General features: G+C 46.1%; 25 protein-coding genes. 12 read left to right on the forward strand and 13 right to left on the reverse strand.

The features are described 5' to 3' along the window. Positions 1–2 precede the first annotated feature (2 nt). A complete protein-coding gene (locus D8Y20_RS08615; RefSeq protein ID WP_121542763.1) occupies positions 3–422 on the reverse strand; it encodes a secondary thiamine-phosphate synthase enzyme YjbQ in 420 nt (139 codons plus the stop codon). Between the two features lie 101 nt (positions 423–523). On the opposite strand from D8Y20_RS08615, the gene D8Y20_RS08620 reads away from it, so the two are divergent. Together D8Y20_RS08620 and D8Y20_RS08625 are read left to right on the forward strand one after the other, a co-directional pair. Next, positions 524–2,416: an ATP-binding cassette domain-containing protein gene (locus D8Y20_RS08620; RefSeq protein WP_121542809.1), complete on the forward strand. Its 1,893-nt coding sequence runs from the start codon at positions 524–526 to the stop codon at positions 2,414–2,416. Further along, positions 2,406–2,696 carry a GIY-YIG nuclease family protein gene (locus tag D8Y20_RS08625; protein WP_121542765.1) on the forward strand — a complete coding sequence of 97 codons (291 nt, stop codon included), beginning with the start codon at positions 2,406–2,408 and terminating at the stop codon, positions 2,694–2,696. Before D8Y20_RS08620 ends, D8Y20_RS08625 begins: the two co-directional genes overlap by 11 nt. Positions 2,697–2,795: 99 nt before the next feature. On the opposite strand, the gene D8Y20_RS08630 is transcribed toward D8Y20_RS08625, so the two are convergent. Beyond that, the gene (locus D8Y20_RS08630) at positions 2,796–3,686 is read right to left on the reverse strand and encodes a DMT family transporter (RefSeq protein ID WP_201265592.1); all 891 of its coding nucleotides are present in this window, start codon (positions 3,684–3,686) and stop codon (positions 2,796–2,798) included. 205 nt (positions 3,687–3,891) lie between these two features. On the opposite strand from D8Y20_RS08630, the gene D8Y20_RS08635 reads away from it, so the two are divergent. After that, positions 3,892–4,479, forward strand: coding sequence for a Crp/Fnr family transcriptional regulator (locus tag D8Y20_RS08635; RefSeq protein ID WP_121542767.1), 588 nt, complete (start codon positions 3,892–3,894; stop codon positions 4,477–4,479). A gap of 106 nt (positions 4,480–4,585) precedes the next feature. Beyond that, complete coding sequence (locus D8Y20_RS08640) at positions 4,586–5,059, forward strand: cytochrome C (RefSeq protein ID WP_121542769.1); 474 nt, start codon at positions 4,586–4,588, stop codon at positions 5,057–5,059. A 117-nt stretch (positions 5,060–5,176) separates the two neighbouring features. Here the strand turns inward: D8Y20_RS08640 and D8Y20_RS08645 are convergent, their stop codons facing one another. The 11 genes from D8Y20_RS08645 to mutS form a co-directional block, all read right to left on the reverse strand. Next, positions 5,177–5,359 carry an NF038104 family lipoprotein gene (locus tag D8Y20_RS08645; RefSeq protein ID WP_121542771.1) on the reverse strand — a complete coding sequence of 61 codons (183 nt, stop codon included), beginning with the start codon at positions 5,357–5,359 and terminating at the stop codon, positions 5,177–5,179. A gap of 94 nt (positions 5,360–5,453) precedes the next feature. Beyond that, positions 5,454–6,263: a hypothetical protein gene (locus D8Y20_RS08650; protein WP_121542773.1), complete on the reverse strand. Its 810-nt coding sequence runs from the start codon at positions 6,261–6,263 to the stop codon at positions 5,454–5,456. A 236-nt stretch (positions 6,264–6,499) separates the two neighbouring features. Next, a complete protein-coding gene (locus tag D8Y20_RS08655; RefSeq protein ID WP_121542775.1) occupies positions 6,500–7,690 on the reverse strand; it encodes an alanine--glyoxylate aminotransferase family protein in 1,191 nt (396 codons plus the stop codon). Between the two features lie 56 nt (positions 7,691–7,746). After that, entirely contained in the window at positions 7,747–8,136 is a 390-nt protein-coding gene (locus D8Y20_RS08660; protein WP_121542777.1) for a response regulator, read from the reverse strand. Then, positions 8,133–8,546: an HIT domain-containing protein gene (locus D8Y20_RS08665; protein WP_121542779.1), complete on the reverse strand. Its 414-nt coding sequence runs from the start codon at positions 8,544–8,546 to the stop codon at positions 8,133–8,135. Before D8Y20_RS08665 ends, D8Y20_RS08660 begins: the two co-directional genes overlap by 4 nt. Positions 8,547–8,569: 23 nt before the next feature. Further along, the gene (locus D8Y20_RS08670; protein ID WP_201265593.1) at positions 8,570–9,031 is read right to left on the reverse strand and encodes a YaiI/YqxD family protein; all 462 of its coding nucleotides are present in this window, start codon (positions 9,029–9,031) and stop codon (positions 8,570–8,572) included. Positions 9,032–9,074: 43 nt separating this feature from the next. Further along, positions 9,075–9,752, reverse strand: a complete 678-nt coding sequence (locus D8Y20_RS08675; RefSeq protein ID WP_121542783.1) for a nucleotidyltransferase family protein — start codon at positions 9,750–9,752, stop codon at positions 9,075–9,077. A 56-nt stretch (positions 9,753–9,808) separates the two neighbouring features. After that, positions 9,809–10,732, reverse strand: coding sequence for a patatin-like phospholipase family protein (locus tag D8Y20_RS08680; protein ID WP_121542785.1), 924 nt, complete (start codon positions 10,730–10,732; stop codon positions 9,809–9,811). Between the two features lie 45 nt (positions 10,733–10,777). Next, positions 10,778–13,366: a [protein-PII] uridylyltransferase gene (gene glnD, locus D8Y20_RS08685; protein ID WP_121542787.1), complete on the reverse strand. Its 2,589-nt coding sequence runs from the start codon at positions 13,364–13,366 to the stop codon at positions 10,778–10,780. Next, positions 13,366–13,683, reverse strand: a complete 318-nt coding sequence (locus tag D8Y20_RS08690) for a DUF4156 domain-containing protein (protein ID WP_121542789.1) — start codon at positions 13,681–13,683, stop codon at positions 13,366–13,368. Before D8Y20_RS08690 ends, glnD begins: the two co-directional genes overlap by 1 nt. Continuing rightward, a complete protein-coding gene (gene mutS / locus D8Y20_RS08695) occupies positions 13,680–16,274 on the reverse strand; it encodes a DNA mismatch repair protein MutS (protein WP_236075360.1) in 2,595 nt (864 codons plus the stop codon). Before mutS ends, D8Y20_RS08690 begins: the two co-directional genes overlap by 4 nt. Before the next feature lie 334 nt (positions 16,275–16,608). Between mutS and D8Y20_RS08700 the strand changes: the two genes are divergently transcribed. From D8Y20_RS08700 to D8Y20_RS08735, 8 genes are all read left to right on the forward strand, one after another. Next, positions 16,609–17,286: a response regulator transcription factor gene (locus tag D8Y20_RS08700; protein ID WP_121542791.1), complete on the forward strand. Its 678-nt coding sequence runs from the start codon at positions 16,609–16,611 to the stop codon at positions 17,284–17,286. 56 nt (positions 17,287–17,342) lie between these two features. Next, a complete protein-coding gene (locus D8Y20_RS08705) occupies positions 17,343–18,653 on the forward strand; it encodes a cell wall metabolism sensor histidine kinase WalK (RefSeq protein WP_236075361.1) in 1,311 nt (436 codons plus the stop codon). 85 nt (positions 18,654–18,738) lie between these two features. Continuing rightward, positions 18,739–19,422 (forward strand): hypothetical protein, encoded by a 684-nt coding sequence (locus tag D8Y20_RS08710; RefSeq protein ID WP_121542795.1) that lies wholly within the window; start codon positions 18,739–18,741, stop codon positions 19,420–19,422. 60 nt (positions 19,423–19,482) lie between these two features. Continuing rightward, positions 19,483–20,028: a chalcone isomerase family protein gene (locus D8Y20_RS08715; protein WP_121542797.1), complete on the forward strand. Its 546-nt coding sequence runs from the start codon at positions 19,483–19,485 to the stop codon at positions 20,026–20,028. 20 nt (positions 20,029–20,048) lie between these two features. Then, the gene (locus D8Y20_RS08720) at positions 20,049–20,471 is read left to right on the forward strand and encodes a PepSY domain-containing protein (RefSeq protein ID WP_121542799.1); all 423 of its coding nucleotides are present in this window, start codon (positions 20,049–20,051) and stop codon (positions 20,469–20,471) included. After that, the gene (locus D8Y20_RS08725; protein WP_121542801.1) at positions 20,450–21,136 is read left to right on the forward strand and encodes a cytochrome b/b6 domain-containing protein; all 687 of its coding nucleotides are present in this window, start codon (positions 20,450–20,452) and stop codon (positions 21,134–21,136) included. Before D8Y20_RS08720 ends, D8Y20_RS08725 begins: the two co-directional genes overlap by 22 nt. A 43-nt stretch (positions 21,137–21,179) precedes the next feature. Beyond that, positions 21,180–21,872, forward strand: coding sequence for a hypothetical protein (locus tag D8Y20_RS08730; protein WP_121542803.1), 693 nt, complete (start codon positions 21,180–21,182; stop codon positions 21,870–21,872). A 301-nt stretch (positions 21,873–22,173) separates the two neighbouring features. Then, the gene (locus D8Y20_RS08735; protein WP_121542805.1) at positions 22,174–22,980 is read left to right on the forward strand and encodes a helix-turn-helix domain-containing protein; all 807 of its coding nucleotides are present in this window, start codon (positions 22,174–22,176) and stop codon (positions 22,978–22,980) included. Positions 22,981–23,032: the final 52 nt, after the last annotated feature.

The following is a 23,032-nucleotide window of genomic DNA, read 5'->3' on the forward strand; positions in this document are numbered from 1 at the left end:
CTTTATTCTCCGTTCAGGGTGATAACTAATTTTCTTGGGCCACCATAGTCCCTGTGTTCGCCAAGATAGATACCTTGCCATGTCCCCAGATCTAAACGGCCTGCGCGGATAGGTATGCTAACTGAGCTACCGAGTGTGCTGGCTTTGATATGGGCGGGCATATCATCGGCTCCTTCCAGCACATGATCGTAATAGGGCTGATTTTGCGGAACGAAATGGTTGAAATGCTTCTCCATATCACTGCGTACATCAGGGTCGGCGTTTTCATTGATGGTCAGGCTGGCACTGCTGTGCTGGATGAAGATATGAATCAACCCTATAGAAAAATCGGCCAGCTCAGGCAGTTGTTGTATGATTTCATTGGTGATCAGATGAAAACCTCTGCTTCTGGGCTGTAATTGAATGGCTAGCTGTTTCCACATCTGCGACTCCCTGTACGTATTTTTCGAACCATATGATGCCAAGCATTGCGCTGTTTTAAAATGCATGGATGCAGTTTTTCAATTTCGATTTAATATGGCGCATGCTCTATTTTGACCGTATATCCCTGCGCCGTGGTAATAAGCTATTGTTCAGTGATGCAACCATGACAATTCATGCTGGCCACCGGGTTGGTTTAACCGGTGCAAACGGCTGCGGTAAATCATCGCTGTTTGCCTTGGTGCAAGGCGGTATTGAGGAGGATGCCGGTAGTTTTCATCACGACAAGGGTATCACTATCGCGCATGTGGCGCAGGAGACACCGGCTTTAGCGACCGCTGCGATCAGCTATATTATGCAGGGCGATGCTGAACTTACCTTACTGCAAGAGCAGATCGATCAGGCCGAAACGGATGGTAATGGTGTGCGTGTGGCTGAATTGCATGAACGTTTTGCTGCAATAGATGGTTATGCAGCGCGGGCGCGGGCAGCGCGGTTGATGCATGGTCTGGGTTTTGCCATTGGTTCGGAAGAAAATCCAGTTTCCAGTTTTTCCGGAGGCTGGCGTATGCGATTGAATCTTGCGCATGCTCTGATGTGTCGCTCCGATCTACTGTTGTTGGATGAGCCAACCAACCATCTTGATCTTGAGGCTGTAGTCTGGTTGGAGAAGTGGTTGCTGCAATATCGCGGTGCACTGCTGTTGATCTCTCATGATCGTGATTTTTTGGATAAATGCATGAACCGCATTGCCCATATCGAGCAGGAAAAGCTCACGGTTTATACCGGCAATTACAGCGATTTTGAACGTATCCGCGCTGAAAAGCTGGCCCTGCAACAGGCATCGCACGAAAAGCAGCAAAAGCAGAGAGATCATATGATGAGCTTCGTGACCCGATTCAAGGCTAAGGCTACCAAGGCCACTCAGGCTCAGAGTCGCATCAAAGCGCTGGAACGCATGCAGCTGATTGCGCCAGCGCATGTGGATTCACCATTTTCATTCAGTTTCAAACATCCCGGTGAAATTCCCAATCCGTTATTAAGAATCAACAAAGCATCGGCAGGCTATGGGGATGTGACGATCTTGCATGATCTCTCGTTCAGTTTGTTGCCGGGTGATCGCATTGGTCTGTTGGGCCCGAACGGCGAAGGAAAATCGACCCTGATCAAAGTGATGGCGGATACATTGATACCTCAGAAGGGTGATAGGGTGGCTGCCAAGGAGCTCTCCATCGGTTATTTTGCTCAGCATCAGCTGGAGCAATTGCATGGGGAGCTATCGCCTGTTCAACATCTTAAAATGCTTAATGAAGATATTTCAGAGAAGGAGGCACGCCAGTTTCTCGGTGGTTTTGATTTTCAGGGTGATATGGCGCTGGCACCGGTGGCACCATTTTCTGGTGGTGAAAAAGCCCGTCTGGTACTGGCTCTGCTTGTTTATCAGCAACCGAATTTGTTGCTGCTGGATGAGCCGACCAACCATCTTGATCTGGAGATGCGGCATGCGCTCTCTGTCGCGCTGCAGAGCTTTGAAGGGGCGATGGTGTTGGTTTCGCATGATAGGCATCTGCTGCGTACGGTGTGTGATTCTTTGATGCTGGTATCCAATGGCTCAGTAGATGAGTTTAATGGCGATTTGGACGATTATTCTACATGGTTATTGCAACAACGTGATGCCAATGAAGAGAAAGATGAAAAGAAAACAGACTCCAAACCATCGAAAAAAGATGAGCGTCGTCTGAAAGCAGACAAGCGTAAAGCCCTGCAACCACTGAGAAACAAAGTGAAGAAGCTGGAAGCTGAGCTGGAGCAGTTGCATTTGAAACAATCCGAACTGGATGCCGCACTGGCTGACCCTGCACTGTATGAAGATGCATCCTCAGAAGCGCTTAAAACGTTGAGCCTTCAACACCGTGATGTGCATCAGCGTCTTGGTGAGGTGGAAGAGAGCTGGATGCTGGCCAGTGAAGAGCTGGAAGAAGCCGATGCCAACTGAATCAGAAGCAGAGAAAATCAATGAAACCAAAACCTGGTTTTTGTACATGGTTCGCTGCCATAGCGGGCAACTTTATACCGGTATCACCACCGATGTAGCACGCCGTTTCGCAGCCCATGAAGCAGGCAAAGGTGCGAAATTTTTACGTGGAAAAGGGCCATTGGCATTGCAGTTTCAGATGCAGGTCGGCTCGCACTCCGAAGCATTAAAAAAAGAAGTACAGATAAAGAAGCTATCAAAAGCAGCGAAAGAGCAGTTCATTCTTGAGCAGTCAATTTGATCATGTAATAGCGTCAACTGATCTCTGAATTCTACCATTATCCTAAAAAATACTTTTCAGCTCCCTGCTACGCTCATTTTTTTGGATGAAGGTTATCGGTCACTCTGACGATTGTGTTGCGTGGCGAGCGAAATAGTAGTTGCCGATCACCACAATAAAAATACCACCAAGTATCATGATCCCTGACATCAGCAAACGGGAGGTGATCGGTTCGAATACAAAGATCACACCACCGATTGCTGCAATGATTGGAACCAGCAACTGTACAACTGCGGCTTGAGTGGAAGAGAGGCCTGCTAGGGCTAAATACCAGATGGTATAACCAATGCCTGAAGCGATACCTCCTGAGAGTACGGCCAATAATATTCCTTCTGTGGAGAGCTGAATCTCTTGCAGCGTAACAACAGCCAGAATAATAATCAGCGGCATACTTCGAAAAAAATTATAGGCTGTATCCATCAATGGGTTGAGTGATGCACGCCCTTTAATGCTGTATATACCCCAGGCGATGCCGGCGATAAGCATCAGCATGAAACCCGTCACCGAGGGGGTGGTGATGTCCGGTAATATCAGAAACACAAAACCGATAAATGCGATAGATGCACCTATCCATTCAGAGGGGTGCAGGCGATTTCCTGCCATCATTGAGAGTAGTATCATGGTTAGCTGTACTGCACCAAATAGCACAAGTGCACCGGTGGCTGTATCGAGTGACACATAAGCAAATGAAAATGCTGCCGCGTATATAAACAGTAATGCACTGGCCGACCAACTACCTTTACTTGAAACGCTGTTTTTAACGCTGCTGAATTGTAAAATAATCAACAGGACAATGGCTCCGGACAGCAGGCGTATGATTGTGAAGCCGGAAGCGTCAATCAACCCATCCCCGAGTGCTAAACGACACAGGACAGAATTTGCAGCAAACGCAATTAATGCGATGGCAGTAAAAAAGAGTGTTCTTACTGCAAGGCTAGGCGATGATTTCATGATAGAATTATCAGGGGTCAGGTGGCTCACCGCGATTAGTCTGTAGCGTATATAAGTTATTACAAGCTGATGTGAAGAAATATAAACAGAATGAAAAAAGAGCTATGGAAACACAAGCATATAAGTGGTTTTTGAGATGAATGGTTCATAGCATTAGCCAATGATATTGCTTCCTGCCATTGCGGCGTTACACTTTAAGTAAGCAATGAATAAACATCTATTAGACCAATTTTTAACTGATTTGAAGCCTTCCGGGTTATCCTTGATGAAAGGAGAGCATCTATTTCTACAGGGTGATCAGGTTGAGTATTTCTGTTTTTTGAAAACGGGAAAAATAAAGCTGATAAGGCATACCGTCGAGGGTGGCCAGGCACTTATCCATGTCGCGCTGGCTGGGGAAACATTTGCAGAGGCGTCACTGTTTTCAAATGCGTTTCACTGTTCTGCTATCGCTGTTTCAGCATCTGAAATCATGCGTTATAAAAAGTCCGACCTGCTGAGCTATTTGGAGCAAAAGCCTGCCGCGATGAAAGGACTGTTAAGAATGTTTGCACAACAGGTGCGGGACTTACGTACAGTCAATGAAATAAAGAATATTCGTTCTGCAAAAGAGCGTATTGTAACGTTTGTCAGCAACGAGATGAATGAAGATAATGAGCTCTGTTTATCAATGCCTCTGAAAGATGTCGCTTATAAAATTGGCATGACACATGAGACATTTTACCGTGAACTGAAAAAGCTGGAACAGGCCGGGGTGCTGCAACGCGGGGATGGTTACTTGAAGCTATTATAATACAGTGGATATGATTTGAATCATATATCGATTATTCACCTTGCCATATAATTTCTCCGTTCTGTGCAAATAGAACCAGAGATCATTAATGAAATCGGAGATTGAGATGAAAACAAGTATGATTGTATTTGGGGTGTTATGCGCTGTGGGGGTGTCGGTTACGATTTATGCCAAAGAGCATGATGCAACAATGGGCAATATGTCACATCATCAGATGATGCAGGATACAAATGTTGATGGGAGAATTTCACTTCAGTTAACACCACAAATGAAACAGCATCAACTGGCGAATATGCGGTCTCATGTTGTTGCGGTGCAAAGTATTATCGGCATGTTGGCAGAGAATAAATTTGATGAGGCATCAGCGGTTGCGCATAATCAACTGGGATTAACGCCGGAAATGAGAAAGATGTGCAATATGATGGGCAATGAAGATTTTACGAAAATGGGTTTGGCTTTTCATCAAAGTGCCGATGTATTAGGGGACACACTGAAAACCGGCGATATGCGTCTTTCACTCAAAGCTTTGCATAGAACTATGAATGCTTGTGTACAATGCCATGCAACGTTTCGGCAATAGTATCCGCTTATGATGCATGATCCGAGGGTGCTTGTTCTCTATAGTAAGCACCCTCGGTAGGATCAAGGGTGAATTGATTCACATCGTGAATATGAAACAGGGATGATGCTATTCTGTTTAATCTTTTGTCTCTTCACTGCTTATTTCATCGTCATCATCCGATACCGCATCAATTACTGCACCGCCAATTTTGAATGGAGCTTTGACAACTTCTGCTGTGACATCTACAGCTGTACCGACAATAGTTCCTATGCATCCATTCAAAGAAAATAGCAGGATGAACAACATTATTTTTTTCATAAAAACTCACTAATAAATTTATTGCATGCATCGATGCTTAGATCATCGACTGCGTGTGAAACTGTTTGCGAAACGTATTGGAAAGGGGGGGGGGTTACTGTGTTTTGCTTTGTTTTTTCAACATGGCCAACGCTTGACCTTTGCCAACCAGTCGAAGTGACCATGCATCGGCAACGCTATCCAAGCCGGGACCGTTATAGGTGACAAAGTTGCTGCTGCCTTTTTGTAACGGGATAAGTAAACGTGTTTTTGTTACAAAAGAGGATAACCATGAATTGAGTTTCACATCGTAAATCGCACAGCGAATGCTCTCATTACCGGTTGTTGAAACGCGGCGGAACCCCATCTGTTCGGCGAGCAGTTTATATACTTTGCCATCATCATAATTGATGGCAGAAAATTCAATGTTTTCGATATTGTTATCTGAGCCGGGTTGAGACTGTACAAGACGAATAAGAATTTGTGGCAGTGCGCCCAGATCTTGCAAATCGGTATCCCAGATCTTGCGTTCAATCGTTTCATTAGCACTTATTTTGCGATAGATCGTAGGGGTGTCGGCATTCTGACTGTAAGTGATTTCTACGGTACGTTTTAAAGCGTGGTTAATACGTTTTATATACAGCGGTTTGCCATCGCTGGTGCGTAAATAATGGGTGGCGGTCAATTGGTCACATTGCCATGAAATTTGCCAGGCTTCGGTGCCATGATAATCAACTATATTGACATGATATTGCAGAAGGCTGCCATCACCTTCCTGAACATAAACAAAATCTCCGCTAACAACTGCGCTTTCACTGGCTGCAGAGGCAGTCAGCGCTGGCGTAAACTGAAGCAGCATCAGACAGAAACATATCTGCATGGCTTTCAATACGGAGGTGGTCAATGTTGTTGATTTATATGGCATGTTTGACCTCCGTTGTTTTTGGTATTGCTTATATCTTCAGAACGATAGCCTTGTAAGTATTAAGCATCAATGAAACCAGTCACGTTATGTGACTTAATGACTCACTTTTAAATGAAGGGGATTATTGGAAAATATGGGTAAATAGTATTTCAGAGGTGTTTTTTTTATGACTAATGTTGCAAATTGACACATGTTTTCATGGTAAGTATTGCCGCTTAAAAGGGTGATAAATGCCGTTACTGTGCATAGAAGGCCGTAGCTGCTGCAATGGCTACACCGTGATTGATGGGGGCGTGCATACGGCTAAGCACATCATCGAGTGCTGAGAGACAGAGCAGTACATTGTCTTTGCGTGCTGCATAACCCATCAAGCCGATGCGCCACACGTTGCCAGCCATCGGGCCCAAGCCTGCACCAATCTCAAGATTGTAATCATTGAGTAAGGTAGTGCGCAGAGCAGCATCATCTATGCCTGCCGGGATATGTATAGCATTAAGCTGAGGTAAGCGCTCATTCTCTGCAACCACAAAGGATAGTCCCATCGCTTCAATGCCTGCTTTTAAGGCGTGATGATGCAGAGCATGACGAGCCCATGCCTGTTCCAGCCCTTCCTCTTTAAGCATGAGTAGTGATTCATGCAGAGCGTAAAGGGCATTCACTGGTGCGGTATGGTGGTAGGCGCGTTTACTGCCAGACCCCCCGCTTGATCCCCAGTAACCCATGACCAGATTCAGATCAAGAAACCAGCTTTGAACAGGGGACTTACGGTTTGTGATGACATCGATAGCGCGTGCACTGAGTGAGATAGGAGACAAACCCGGTGTGCAGGATAGGCATTTTTGTGTGCCGGCATAGACGGCATCAATCTCCCAATCATCTACCCGCAGCTCTGTGCCACCAAGCGAGGTCACTGCATCCACAATAGCCAGACAATCGTATTGATGGGCAAGCTTTACCAGCGTTTTTACATCGGAAGAAACGCCTGTTGAGGTTTCGGCATGCACAAACGCTACTACTTTTGCTTCAGGGTGTTGTCTTAATGCATCTTCGAGTTTTTGAGGGTCACACGCTGTTCCCCAAGTATCCTGCACCATCACAGCTTTGGCACCGCAACGCTCCGCATTCTCTTTCATACGGCCACCAAACACACCATTTTGACAGATGATTACGGTGTCACCGATTTCAAGCAAGTTGACAAAGCAAGTCTCCATGCCGGCAGAACCCGGTGCGGAAACAGGAATGGTCAGCTCGTTTTTGGTCTGAAAGGCACTATGAAGCAGTATTTTTATTTCATCCATCATTGCGACAAACATGGGGTCCAGGTGGCCAATCGTTGGCCTGGCCATAGCTTCTAAAATGCGCGGGTTTACATCCGATGGGCCGGGGCCCATTAAGGTGCGTTGTGGTGGATGAAAAGATAATGTCATCAAAATCCCCTTTTGATTGTAGCTATGGTCGATATAAAACTAATTGACTGCTATGGCTAGGACTGTTGCCCGGTTAAAATATGTCTTACTTTATCTTCCATCGCATTTAGTTGATAAGGCTTTTGGATAAAACTGAGTCTGCTATCGTTATAGAATAAGGCTTTGACTTCGGCCTCTGTATATCCGGAACAGATCAACACCTCCAGTTCAGGAGCAAGAGCACGCAGTCGCTTGAGACACTCGATCCCACCCATTTTGGGCATGGTTAAATCCAATAAAACCATATCAATGTGATCCTGATGTTGTTGAAAGAGTTCTATCGCATCTATACCATTGATAGCAGTGATCACGTTGATATCGATCTCTTCAAGAATCAATGTGCCAATTTCGCGTAGCATCTCATCATCATCTACCAGTAGTACCGTGGGGCTGTGATTTGAATTCATTGCAGTTGTTTCTCTTTAAGCAGTAAACGCATTTTTATACATAAATTGTTGCTATCATCAGCACTATAGGGGCTAGCAGGTACATTTCCCCAGACTGGGGCTGGCCAGGATTTATCTGTGGTGTAACGGACAATATGATGCACATGTAGTTGTGGCACCATATTACCTAGAGCCGCAATATTGATTTTATCGGCGTTGAATGCCTGTTCGATACATTCAGCCAGTACGCTTGATTCATGCATCAATTGTTGCTGGTCTATTTCGCTCAATTGATGAATTTCACGGATGTGCTCACGTTGTGGAACGAGAATAAACCATGGGTAATTGGAATCATTGATCAGCAGTAACAGGCTGAGAGGGAAGCGACCGACAGTAACACAGTCTTTTTCCAGTTGCGGGTGCAGAATCATATGGCTACCTCATACCTTGTTCATTATTTGTTTCTCATGATATGACGGGTCAGGAAACGATCCAGTTGATTGGCGAAGTTTTGGCGGTCTGTTTGACTAAATGCAGCAGGACCTCCGGTGATTACTCCATTCCCTCGCAGGTCATCCATGAAATTACGCATACTTAAGGCGCTGCGTATATTTTCTGATGTGTACATTTCACCCCTTGGATTCAGCGCAAAACCACCTTTTTCAATCAGCCCGGCTGCTAACGGAATATCAGCCGTAATTGCCAGATCACCCGGTTCGGCATGATCAATAATGTAGGCATCTGCTACATCTGCACCGGCGGCCACTTTAATCGCATTGATATATTCAGATCTGGGGTGTTGAATTTTACTATTGGCGACCAGCGTTAAAGGCAGTTGAACGCGGTCTGCGGCGCGAAACAGAATCTCTTTGATGACATTAGGGCAGGCATCAGCATCTATCCAGATTCTAAACAATCGAAACGCCAGTCAAAACGAAGTTCTTTTTAGTGCATGCATGCTAGTTGATTTCCTTGTTTGCCCGCATTAAATCCACCGGGCGACCAATATCATACCAGTAGCCGTGATGTAAGAACCCTGAACAGCGGTTTTTGGCCATGCACTCTCTGAGGGTGCGAGCCAGCGAAAAAGGTTCGTGGTCTTTATAATGTTGAAATACTGCATCATCCCACACAGATACACCTGAAAAAGTATAGCGATCATAACCATTCATTGTCACCAGCTCATTATGCAGGACAAAATCACCCAGCGGGTTATGGCGTGGGTTATTCACTAGTGCAATAGATGCGCCTTTTTCGGGCAGCATGTGTGCCAGACGTTGTACATCAATATTGGCTAACACGTCGGAATTGTAAACCAGTACAGCGCCATTACCGGGCAGGAGTGAGAGTGCTTTTTTGACACCGCCACCAGAATTGAGCAACTCTTCTTCGTAACTGATAGATATATTGCAACCAAATTGTGAACCATTACCAAGATAGTCTGCCAACTGTTCGGCCTGGTGGTGTGCGTTAACGGCAATCTCATGAATACCCTGAGATGCTAGTGAGCGAATGACATGAGCAATAGCCGGTTCACCAGCTATTTGCATCAACGCCTTGGGTTTGTGATCCGTCATCCATTTTAAACGCGTTCCTAATCCTGCGGCCAGAATTACAGCCCGATCTATATGCCTCATTGAAGTCCCCTATAACATCCATGTCAAAACGTAGTGACTTCCAATTCACTACAATCCTATCCAATCCCCAGTTTGTCCATTAGCTCAGGCATTTTTTCAAGTGCAGCCTGACGTCCCATCTCGATTTCCTGCTCGGGATGAGAAAAATCATTCCATTGTGTAAATCCAACCAGAGGTTCAATCAACACATCTGCAAAGTCTTTATTGTATTTGCGTAAATACAAGGACTTGATTTGTGTCGCCCAATCCAGCATCTCATATACATTGCCCGGTTCGATATCTTTAACTGGCCTTGCCCCTACATTCACGGCTAATACCAGTTGATCAGGGGCTGCAAGCATTCGCGCCTCCTGAGCTGGAATATCTGAACCCAAACCACCATCAACGTATTTTTTATTGTTGATGCCTACCGGGTCAAATACACCGGGGATGGCCATACTGGCAGCAATCGCGCAGGGCAGTTTAATATCAGAATTAGCAGAAAACAAATGGCATTCACCATTGGGGAACTCTACGGCGGTGATATACATGGGAATGTCAGTGTCGTTAAAACAGCTTTCTCCACAAAATTCATGGGCGATATCGATGAGAGCAGTGGTATCTGCAATAGAAAGTCCGGTTGAGGCACGGGCTAATAAAACGGTTTGACGGGCTGCTGTGGATAGCTTGGTGAACCAGTTCTTATCATTTCTGTCCGGTTCATCCACTGCTGGCAGAGACAGATTGGTAAAATGTTCCGATGCTAAAATGGTTTGCGCGCGTGCAATGACAGCTTTGGCATCGGGATTGACTGCATACATCGAACCAAACAGAGCTCCGATACTGCTGCCGATAATAGCATCGGGTTTAAGATGATGCGCTTCCAACACATCAAGTACACCCAAGTGTGCAAGTCCTCTGCCGCCACCGCCACCAAGAGCAAGTATGAAGCCATTCTTTTTAACTCTTCGTGCTGCCGTTATACGTTCAAGTAGATTCATATCAGCTTACCTTTACCTATGTTTCATGATACATACTCAACGAGACTATTTTTTAGGTAATGTTGCAACGCGAGCAAGTTTTTCGCATAAAGCTGTTATATCATCCGTCGATAGTGGTTCAGATTGCTTACTCTCAAGGAAAAAAACATCCACTGCGCGCTCACCAAAGGTAGATACAGATGCACCATGCAGGCTGTATCCTTCGCGGCTGATGGCATCCGCCAATCTAGCTAATAATCTTGGCTGATCTGCAGCTGAAACTTCGATTGCTGTTTCTCTATATGATGCTTTGGGCAGTTCCCGTACACGAACAGGAACACGTTTCATAAGCACATTCACTTTGAACTTTTTATGGATATCGAGTTTGTCGAGTTGATCCTGATCGAGCACTTTGGAGACCCGTGATTGCAAGCGCTGTAGATCAGAATCAATGTTAAAAGGGGCTCCTTCATTACCTTGCAAATGAAAGACATCCAAAATGCGTTCATCGGCAAGTTTATAAGCCTGAGCCGAAATAATATTGGCTGGCCCTGAAGTGAGCGTGGCTGCAAGTGTTGCAAACAGGCCAGTACGAGGTTTAGCTACTACAATGGCCAGCGTTTCCGCGCGTTTTTTATCCACCCACAGATGTATAGCGCTACCACTATTTTTAATCAGCAGGGATGCAATTTCAGTTAACTGACCGGGTGGAAAATGCATGACACACGATTTCGGAATCAGTGCCATAGCTGCTTGCAGCCTTGATCTATGTGTGTCATTTTTATCTTGCTCAAGTACGGTTTCAATGCGGGTGCGGTAGCGTTCTTTGGCGGCTTCACCACCGGCATCTTCACCGAGCAGACAGTCAGAGGTAGCATGATAAAGTTCTTGAAGTAGCGAACCTTTCCAATCGTTCCAGACATTCGGGCCAACAGCTGCAATGTCGGCAACACTTAACAGTAGCAAATAATCAAGCCGTTCCGAATCACCAACACGCTGTGCAAAAGCATTGATCACATCCGGATCGGAGAGATCAAACCGCTGACTTTTCACGGCCATTAACAGATGCTCTTCTACAAGCCAGCTTACCAGATCCGTAGCATCACGATTTAATCCAATGCGCTGGCAAAAACGACGCGCAATGATAGCTCCGTTTTGCGAGTGGTCGCCTTCCATGCCTTTGGCGATATCATGAAAAATAAGTGCTATATAAAGCAGTTCAGGGCGCTTGATTTTCAGGCAAATATCATGTGCTAACGGTAGGCGGGCATCGCGATTGCGATGCCAGAAATTACGCGCTTCGCCAAGCGCACGCAAGGTGTGCTCATCCACGGTACACGCGTGGTAACGGTTGAACTGGCCAAGACCAACAACATCGCGGAATTCCGGGATAAAACGGCCTAGAACCCCTGTAATATTCATGCCGCGTAAGGTCCAGTGCACATTGCGTTTATGTCTCAGAATCTGCAAAAACAGAGCGTGTGCTTCAGGGTTGTCACGAAATTTATTATCGATTAGTCCTACATCTGCGCGAATTTGACGCAAGACTTGGCTGGACAGAAGCCTACGATCCTCCTGAGAGATAAGAAATACTCTCAACAAGCGTAGTGGGTCTTCTTTGAATACATCCGCATCACGAATGCCAACCCTGTTACCTTCTAGTGTAAACCCATCTCCAATATCACGTTTGAATGTAAAATATTGAGGGTTGAGCAGCTCTTGAAAATGCAGACGCATCATGCCGGTGATGCGAGATATGCGTCCGACATGGCGGAAATATTCTTTCATAAATGCATCTACACCAGGTAGATGTTTAATTACAGATTCATAATGCATGCGTTCGGCCAATATGATTTGCTGTTCGAAACCCAAACGATCTGAAGCACGTTTGACTTCCAGATGCAGAGCAGCACGGCAGCGCCAGAGAAATTCCTGAGCTTCTAATAATTGATCCCGTTCTAACTCGGAAATTGCGCCATGTTGTACCAGATCATGAACATTATCGCGGCCGTACCATGCCTTGGCGAGCCAGAATACCGTCTGTACATCACGCAAACCACCACGGGCCTCTTTGATGTCCGGTTCCATCATAAAAGCAGAGCGGCCCGTGCGATCATAACGCGCTTCCAGCTCAATAAGTTTGGCATCAATAAAGGCCTTACGGTTTTTTTTGAAAAAGGTTTTCAGATTGTCATTCAATGCATTGTAATAATAACCGGAGCCCATTAACAGACGGGACTCCAGCGCCGCTGTTGCCGAAGCCCAGTCCTCATTGAGATGTTGCATGGTCTCTTTGATGTTACGCACCGCATAGCCAATATGTGCTCCCATGTCCCATAAAGCACGTAAAAAGGATTGCATCTCCTCTTCTACTTCGGATGAGAGTGACTCAGGTACCAGGAACCATAAGTCCCAATCAGAATGTGGCGCCAATTCACCACGGCCGTACCCGCCTACAGCTACCAGATCAACGCAAGCCGAGGCCATCGGAGCCTGTTTTTGCCATAACTCAATCAATAAGGCATCTACTCCTGCACACATCTGCTGGCTTAAAGCAGCCCCATTAGCGCCGGCATCAAAGGCATCGCCTACAGCCTCATAGAGTGCTTGTATCTGTTCTTTTTCCGGAAGAGCAACAGGGGCGTTTGCGGCCATTATTTCTCCTTACATCGGTAGATATTAAAAACCTGCTCTCCATCAATCACTTTGCTGATGGCGACAGCGCTATCACCATGAATTTCGGCCGCTGAGTTGCGTGCCAGTGTTTCCAGCTCTTCACTGACTTGTTGCTCAGAGCGGGGGATAAACGCGATGCTGTCCAACACAGATACCGTTGTTTGGCCGATGCGTGTACATTGCTCAATTTGATTGTGGTAAAGAATACGCACCTGTACAGCTTCAGGTGTAGTTTTCACCCATGTGCAGCTTGCCAGAAGAGCTGTGGCCAATATAATCCATGTTAAGTTTCTCATTTCCCAGTAACCTCATTTTTTAAACTATCGAGCAGCATTAAAGCATCCAGTGGCCGCATATGTTCCACGTCAACGCCAGCCAGTTTATCACGCAAAGCACGTAAACTCTGCAATTCCGCTTCCTGCTGTCGCTTTTCTGCCACAGCGAACAGACCAAGTTGTGACTTTCCTGATTCAGCAGCTAGCTCTGAACCATGTTCCAGACGAAATAGATGTTCACGGGCGCGTTTGATAACTTCTCTTGGCAGGCCAGCCAGTTGCGCTACCGCAATACCATAGGATTGATCAGCTGCATCCTCGATGACCTGATGCATAAATATCACGGTTCCATTCCATTCGCGCACCGTTACAGAAGCATTAAAGGCTGGTTTGTACTCATCGGGCAGTTCAGTCAGTTCATGATAGTGGGTGGCGAACAACGTCAGTACATCATCGGATTTGATCAATGATTCAGCTACAGACCAGGCAATAGCCAGACCATCCCAAGTGCTGGTACCACGTCCGATTTCATCAATAATGACCAGTGAACGTGGTTCTAGTTGGTTGAGAATAGTGGCTGTTTCCATCATTTCGACCATGAAGGTGGAGCGACCACTGGCCAGCTCATCACCGGCACCAACACGGGTAAAGATGCGTTTGGTTAATGGGATGCGCGCCTCTTCAGCAGGTACAAAACAGCCTGTGTGTGCGAGCCATACGATCCATGCTACCTGGCGCATATAGGTGGATTTACCACCCATGTTCGGACCTGTGAGCAGCATGAATCGACGTGACTTTAAGTCCATGTGCGTATCATTCGCGACAAACGGTTCATCACTGCTTAGATGCCGTTCTACAACCGGGTGACGGCCTGCTACCAGTTTTAAGGCGCGGCCAGTATGCATTTCAGGTTGTATATAATGATAAGTGCGGGCCAGATGTGCAAAACAGGCCAGTACATCCAGTGTTGCTACTGCACGGGCGGCCATTTGAATCGCTGTGGCCTGCTGACATAATTGCAAGCGGAGTGCTTCAATCAGCCCAGCTTCGGTTTGCATGGCTGCATCTTGGGCGCCAAGAATCTCGGATTCAAAACTGTGTAACTCATCTGTAATAAAGCGTTCTGCATTTACCAGTGTCTGTTTGCGGACATATTCTACCGGAGCATCTTTGGCCTGAGCTTTGGAAATTTCAATAAAATAGCCGAAAACCTTATTATATTTCACCCGCAGGTTTGGCAGGCCTGTACGCTCGCGTTCACGGGTTTCATAATCACGTAACCAGGCATTGGCATCGTTGGCTAAGCCGCGCAAACGATCCAGTTCGGCATCGAAACCCTGGCGAATCATACCGCCATCACGAAAATTTTGCGGTGTGATATCAACAATAGCTTTGCATAATGTATCGGCTAATGCTTCAAGTCCATGCAGTGAAGCCGTGATGCTGGCAAACAAACCACTGCGATCACCAAGTGTGTGTGATAATTCTGGCAGAGCCAACAGGGCATCAGCTAATCCACGATAATCGCGTGGGATCGCCCGCCCCAGCACAATACGGGTAAGCATGCGCTCCATATCACGCACGCCATTCAAATGCTGACGTAGTGCATCCAGTGTTTCACTATCGTCCATTAAACTTTTTACTGCACTCTGGCGTTCACGCAGTGCATCCAGATCGGTAAGTGGTCGATCAATCCAGTTGCGCAACAGACGCGCCCCCATGGGGGTCGATGTTTCATCTAACACGGCAATCATGCCTGCTTTCGGATCTCCACTGAGTGAACTGTACAGTTCCAGATTGCGGCGTGAACGCATATCAATGCGCATACCATCGGCCTGTTCAATGAATACGGGTAGAGAGAGATGTTCTAAGGCGCATTTCTGCGTCTGGCCCAGATAGACCAGCACTGCGCCAACGGCGGCGGCGGCTTGTTGATGATCATCCAGATTCAATGATTGCCAATCTGAGACACCGAAATGCTGTTCTAACTGCTCACGGGCTACGCTGGCAGAAAAGCTCCAGTCACCGGGGCATGTCTGGGTAGCCTGGATGGGGGAGTCTTCGTTATGCATCAACAGTAACTCGGCGGGATTTAGTACGGTAAGTTGCTCTTCCAGTGCGACATCACCACTGCCTTCAAGCAGATGCCAGTGGCCGCACGATAGATCTATTGAAGCCAGACCCCAGCGTTCATTCTTTTTATAGCAGGCTACCAGAGAAGCTGAGCTGGCTTGATCGAGTAGTTCTGATTCAGTAATCGTACCGGCAGTGACTACCCGCACAACATCACGCCGTACCGGTCCTTTGGAACCGTCCGGGGCTTCCATCTGCTCACATACGGCAACACGTTTTCCAGCAGCAACCAAACGTGCCAGATAGTTCTCCGCCTGATGCCAGGGGACACCGGCCATGGGAATATCATCACCATTGGCTTTGCCGCGTTTGGTCAGTGTGATATCCAGAATTTTTGATGCTTCTACAGCATCCTCGAAAAACATTTCGTAAAAATCACCCATGCGATAAAACAGCAGACAATCCGAATATTCGGATTTGATCTTCAGGTACTGTTTCATCATGGGTGTGTGGGTTTGTTCAACCGACTTTTTTGTCATGGCCGCAATGTAACACGGAGCACATGGATGCTTAAGAAAGAAAAACAGAGCAGTGCGTTCAGGCAGAATATTTAATGACAAAAGACAGATTTAGGCCCGGAGGATATGCATCAGGGGAGGGGGGGGGAGATAACATATCCAGCCGGGCCAATTCTGTAATACAATCTATCGGAAGATAGCGTATTTACTTTAGCATTTGCAGCCAAGTAGTTTCAGATGGGCTGAATCTAGTGGGAATTTTTATTCATAATGTGATCTACGTCATAAAAAATGAAAAAAGATCGATGCTATGCAACCATTTGTATTGAATAAGCTCTGCGCGCACTATTGAGACATGCGTATCTTATTGGTGGAAGATGATGACAGACAAGCGGAATTTATTGTTCAGGGACTAAAGCAGGCAGGTGTAAGCGTAGATCATGCAGGTGATGGTGAGGACGGGCTATGTCAGGCATTGGCCGCTCCTTACGATGTCTATGTGTTTGATTTGATGTTACCGGTCCGGGATGGACTATCATTGATCCATGAAGTGAGAGCTAGAGGTATTACAACGCCGATTCTGGTGCTTAGCGCGCGCAATTCAGTGGATGACCGTGTTAAAGGTTTGCAGGCAGGCGGCGATGATTATCTTGTCAAGCCGTTTGCATTTTCAGAGTTATTGGCGCGTGTCCAAGCACTCTACCGGCGTGCTACAGGTATGAGCGAACCGACGCAGTTGGCACAGGGGTCTCTGCAACTGGATCTGCAACGGCGTAAGGCATGGCGCGGTGAACAGGTGTTGGATTTGCAGCCTAAGGAGTTCGCTCTGCTCGAATATCTGATGCGTAATGCGGGCCGAGTGGTTTCCAAAACAATGATTATGGAGCATGTCTGGGATTATAATTTTGATCCGCAGACCAATGTGGTGGAAGCGCGTATTTCCAGATTGCGAGAGAAGGTGGATCGTCCCTTCACACAGCCATTGATTCATACGGTTCGTGGCATCGGTTACATGTTGGAAGATCAATCCTGATGTTCCAGACCCTGCGATTTCGCTCGACTCTGTGGCATACACTGATTTTTTCCGGCATGGCACTGGTCATTTTTGCTATTGCCTATCAGACGGCAGCGAGTCAATTGCTGGCCTCTCTGAGTGCCGACCTGGAAGATACTGCTGTGGAGTTTTCTGATCTGTATCGAAGTGGTGGTGTGAGTTCCTTGCGGGAAGAGGTGGCCAGTGAGTCCTTATCTCACGACAGTGGCCAGTTCTTCGCTCGTTATATTAATAAAGAAGGAGATGTAGCAGTGATCAGTCGGCCTGAAACATGGCTGGCGCCGTTGCCTGATCCGGACATGAATGGAGGTGCGCGGCAGTGGTTCGATGTCGTAGTCAATGCCGGTGGGGATAGCGCCCGCATTCTGACTGTCCGCATTGAGGGTGGCGGCTGGATTCAGGTAGGTATGTCCTTGCAGGGTTATCATACGCAGTTAGCACAGATTATCCGCCTGTTTGGCTGGTCGCTTATTCTGGTGGTGATCGTCGGTGTGCTGACTGGCTGGTGGCAGGTGCGGCATGTGCTGGCCGGTGTGGATCAGGTGCGTCGTACCGCCAAGGAAATCGGTGAGGGTGATCTGGATCGCAGACTGGTACTGGATGGGCATGGGCGGGAGTTGGTCGAACTGGCCGGTGTGTTTAATACGATGCTGGATCGCATTCAGGGGCTGTTGGGTGAAATGCGGGATGTCAGTGACCATATTGCCCATGATCTGCGTACTCCGGTGGCGCGTATTCGCGGTCTGGCTGAAAGCAGCCTGATGAAACAGGGGCAAGAAGCGGCGGCAACAGAGGAGTCACTGGCTGCGATTGTAGAGGAAAGTGATCGTTTATCCGCCATGATCAATACGATGCTGGAGATCGCTCAGACTGATTCCGGTGTAATGCAGATGGAGACAGCTTGGGTGGATATTGCAGGTTTATTGCGCGAAGCACATGAACTGTTTTTGCCCGTTAGCGAAGATGCAGGAATTACGATGGTGCTGAAAACTGAAGATGCGCCGATGGTATTGACGGGCGATGCTGCCCGCCTGCAGCGGTTGATTGCCAACCTGTTGGATAATGCCATTAAATTCACACCTGCCGGAGGGCGTATCCGCTGCGCCGTTCAACGGGTCAAAGACACCATTACACTCACTGTTTCGGATACGGGTATAGGCGTCTCGGCTGAAGCACTGCCGCATATTTTCGAGCGATTTTACCGTGCAGATAACAGCCGCAGCACGCCCGGCAACGGCCTGGGGTTAAGTTATGCGCAAAGCATTGCCAGAGCACACGGCGGCGATATTCATATCGACAGTCACCCCGGACAAGGAACAACCATTACGGTCAGTTTCTCAGTCTGACCCAACATGACCAAATGGTCATGTTGGGGGGTAGCTTACGGTAATGTAACTTTGATAGGGTAGCCCCACTCTGAAGGAGGTGCTGATGATGGTTCAGCGGTGTTATGTTTTACTGATGTTCAGTTGGGTGTTTCTTTTTTCTTTTTCAACTGCATATGCAAACGGAAATGCTCAAGAGGTCACAGAAAAGCTTTCAAATATAGAATATTACTCAGAAAATCTGGTTGATTCTATTCTCGCGAAAGACACAGTGGACTCCAAAAAACTGTACGAAAATATCCAACAAAATTTAGATCAGCTGCATCGTATATTTAGTGGAGATGCTTTTGATGAACGTAAATCACGGGAACTACTCTTAGCATATTCATGGTTGCGTGTTATTGCGGTTGATATGAATCAAGGGTCACGCATTGGGGTAGCAATAGCTGCTAATCAATTAAGTGCTTCGATGATCCGATCATTAAACTATCCCACCTTGTTTCAAAGAGATACCGCATGGATGGGGTATCTTTGCCGGGAATTACTGTTGTTAAATATCGAGGGAGACAGTATGAATAGGCAATTATTGGATGCTCGACGTATTGATCTTATAGATACATGGTTCAGGTTGAGAATAGAACTCAGTAAAAAAGATTTTCGGAATAAAACATTAGCCATCCATGGGAATAACCTTATTACTCTTCTTCAAGGTGAACATGATTCCAAAGTAACCATGAAAACAGCCAAAAAATTATTGCAATTAATTGATGAGATTAAACAAGTTGAATAAAAAAATTATTTCGGTTTTTGGGTTGATCCTATACATATAACGGCCATTCTATTATTAAGTATGCCAACTACTGTATGGACCGGTGTGCAGATGGGGGGCATGACAATTCCGGGCAAGTCTGTCGTTGATGGACAAACACTGATATTGAACGGTACAGGCGTACGTTCAGTGTTTCTGTTGGATATCTACCTGATATCACTCTACCTCAATAGTCCATCCCATGATGCGGCATCGATTATTCAAGCGGGTCGACCAGCGCAACTGCGGATTGATTTTTTACATGGCGGCGCGGGTCATGACATGTTGGCCAAAGGGTGGCGTAAAGGCTTTGAACGCAATCAATCAGCAGCCATGATGATTCGGTTAAAAGGCAGGTTGGAACAGTTCAGTGATCTGTTTGGCGATGTAAACAAAGGTGATGTGTTTTTTTTTGATTTCCTCTCAGATGGGGATACTCGAATACGTTTTGACGAACACGTACAAGGTGTTATTCATGGCTCGGAATTCCAGCAAGCCTTACTTGCTATTTGGTTGGGGAAAAATCCGGTTGAAGACGGCCTGAAAAAAGAACTATTACAGCAGAAAGAGTTTCGCAAACAATTATAATCTCAATATCTGGAGGGAAAATGAAAAACAAAACACTGATGATATGTGTAATTTCAGGATTAATCGCAGCCTCGCCAATCTCTGCGATAGCACATGATGCAGGTAATTTGAATGAAATAGAAAGCAAACTTACTGATAGCCTTAAAGGTATTCCTGAAGATGTAGAGAACGGATCGATTGCAGTGGATGAAGACACTCCTAAAACACAATTATCCCAATTAGCTACTGTTGGCATCGAACGTGCCATCGCCATTGCCCACCAAACCCTGCAAGGGAAGATCATTAAATCCGAGTTAGAAGAAGCAGAGGATTATCTTGTTTGGGAGGTAGAAGTAATACCTGAAAAAGGATCCCCGATGGAGTTAAAAATAGACGCTGGCAATGGAAAACTACTGGCCGCCGAACAGAAAGAGGAAGAAGCATGGTGGCAGTTTTGGGATTAAACCAAAACACAAGTATGGCTGACCATTCACTACTGTTGCGTTGGCTTCATGCCGGGGTTGCTTTAGGGGCAGTATATCAATTGGTAACCAGTCTGGTTTTATTGCCTCCTGACGAAAAAGGTGGTGTTTTTGGTCATACCATGATGGAGGCGCACGAACTGGGAGGGTTGCTAATTGCTGCAATCGTCGCCAGCCATTTTATCTGGTCTCTCCTAGTTCGGTCTGAGTATAACCCAGGTTTGTCTGTGCTAGTGAGTTGTAAGCAGTGGAAAGAAGCTTTTGCACTAATCAGAACGCTTCCAGCCGGGCTCATCGGCAAGGCCAAACTGCCATCACCGGACAACAGCCTGGCAAAGATTGTTGAAATGCTGGGATTGCTGGTGATGGTTTCAATGGCAGGAACAGGTATGGCTATTTGGGTCGGACTGCCTGACACAAGCTTGGCTGTTATTCCGGAAGATACGGATTTTTTAATGCAAGTGCATTCACTGCTATCCAACCTTCTGTGGGTATATGTGATTGGGCATGTATGTATGACCTTGGCGCATGCGCGAGGTGGTGAGCCGATCCTGCAACGAATATCTCCTTTCTATAGCCCGCCAGAAATAAGCGACCTATCAAAAAGAAAGGGCTTTATAAAAGAAGAAAATGAGATGACAAAATAAGCGCTTCATTAGAAATAATAAGTTTCAAAAAAAGGAGAATAAAATGATAAAAACGGGTGCAAAAATTGCTATTACGACCATTCTTATTGCTGGAGTTTCCATTGTCTCAGTATATACGATGCCTATGGCGACGTCGCAAGTTAAAGGTGTTCTAATGCAGATGGAATCTCCGGCAGAAGACATGCTGGATGCCATTGATCATAAAGACATGAGTAAATTGAATGCATTGTATCATGATCTCAGCGTTTCAATGCAGCAGCTAAACAATACCCCTGCCAAAGATAATGCACAGGACAGGCAGGTCGCACTGCAAAACTCATGGTTTGATCTGATCTCGCTCGAAATGGCAGAGATGGACGATTTTCCAGCCCTTGCCAATGCAATCAACCAATTTTCAGGACAGTTGATTGTAGCTACAGACTTTGAGCATGGATATCAGAAGGACATTGCCTGGATGGATTATCTGGGGCGTGAATTGCTATTGCTGAATAAATTCCCTTCAGCGTCAGCCCACCATGAGGCGTTAATAAAAGTCAGAAAAGCAGAGCTTAATACAACATGGGAAAGCATCAAGCTACTGCTCAATAGTAAAAAAGGTGGTGTTGAGCTGGTTAAAAAAATTGATCCCACAATTCAATTATTGCTGGAAGAATCTGATGCCGGTAAACTTGTCTCACTATCCAATATAGAGCTTGATCTGGTTGATGATATCGAATCATTTTTCCATATTGACTAGGAATCTATCGGACTTAGGGTGATTGTAGCGAGCAGGAGCAAGCAGCGGTGCTCCCGCTGCGCGATGGTTTAAGGAGCATAGTAGTAACTATGTGACGATAAACCGGGGTGCTTTTGGTCGCTATGCCCACGGCACACGGCTGCATGGATGCAGGAGGTAGAGCAACGCAGGAGAAGCTTCCGAGTAGCTTGCTCATAAGTCCGATAGACTCCTAGCTGTCCCGATCAAGGAGCTTAAACCGGTAATCCATTCCATTCGCTGGCATGGCTTACCTAAATATTTTAAATGTGAGTTCAAATTAATGAGTCAACGTCGTATTCAATGGTACCATAGTCGGTTTCGTATGATCTTTGCTCATATATTTATTGGGTCAATGTTTGGTGTGATCATCCTTCACCCCATAACAAAAGTTATCTATTGGCTTGAAATTAAAGAAAGTTTGACTGGCGATGCGAGCAACTTACAGAGTTTTTTATTAAACCAATTTCAACAATCTCTTTCTTATGATCAGTGGTTAATCAATTTTATTTTTGCAACGATAGGCATAGGTATCAGCATGATTTTTACCTACTATAATCAAAAAATCCTTAATCAAAGTCGTCAAATTCAGCTCATGGAGCAGATGCTGTCGACTGATACTCCAAGTCTTATTTCTTCTGGAGAAAGTGAATTTTTGGAATTTAAATCTTCTGTGCGATGGGATATTCGGCGCGATTGCATTAACAAGGATTTAGAACCCATTATCACAAAATCGATTGCAGGGTTTATGAATCACAAAGGTGGCACACTGATTCTTGGCGTGGCTGATAGTGGTGATATCGTTGGTTTAGAAAATGATTTTAATACTATTAAACATAAAAACAGAGATGGCTTTGAGCGACTTATTATGGATCTCATCGAAGTGTCGCTGGGGCGCGACTGTTGTGCTCTAGTGCACTGTACATTTCAAACGATAGAAGCTAAAGAAATTTGCAGAATCTCCATTGATGCTTCTAAAATACCTGTGTATGTGAAAAAAGGGCACTTTGCTCAGTATTTTGTTCGTACTGGAAATGGAACGCGCGAACTTGATGCGCGTGAGGCGCACGCCCACATTTTGCAGCATTGATGTTGCTTCAAGGCTCAATTCGTCCTATTCAGCATCAATGGATGCCAGGCAA

It is taken from the genome of Mariprofundus sp. EBB-1 (genome assembly GCF_003665155.1).
Taxonomy (GTDB): domain Bacteria; phylum Pseudomonadota; class Zetaproteobacteria; order Mariprofundales; family Mariprofundaceae; genus Mariprofundus.